Source organism: Alkalicoccus luteus (genome assembly GCF_012034335.1).
Taxonomy (GTDB): domain Bacteria; phylum Bacillota; class Bacilli; order Bacillales; family Salisediminibacteriaceae; genus Alkalicoccus; species Alkalicoccus luteus_A.
Genome location: NZ_JAATHJ010000117.1, coordinates 1 through 254 on the forward strand (window position 1 = coordinate 1; position 254 = coordinate 254).

General features: G+C 55.1%; 1 protein-coding gene. It reads right to left on the minus strand.

All coding sequences use genetic code 11. From position 1 onward, the window contains the following. Positions 1 to 26: 26 nt before the first annotated feature. On the minus strand, positions 27 to 254 hold a 228-nt coding region (locus HCN83_RS18280; protein WP_205774760.1), incomplete at its 5' end, for a hypothetical protein.

The following is a 254-nucleotide window of genomic DNA, read 5'->3' on the forward strand; positions in this document are numbered from 1 at the left end:
TCCGGGGGTAACGCCCTCGGCTAAGCTCATCCTCCTGCTGTCGGAAGCGCTGGATCTTCGCCTCGTTCTGATCCTCCAGGAGTCGAGGCCCTCCGATTCGGCAGCTGGCTGTCCGGTTGAAACCCTGGTGATGGTTCACACGAGCTTGTTCCATATGGATGGAACCTTTCGTTAGGCAACGCTTCGATGTCGAATAGGGATGCCAGTACGTCAACGTATCCACCAAAAAAAGCAAAAGAGACGCAGCGATAGGA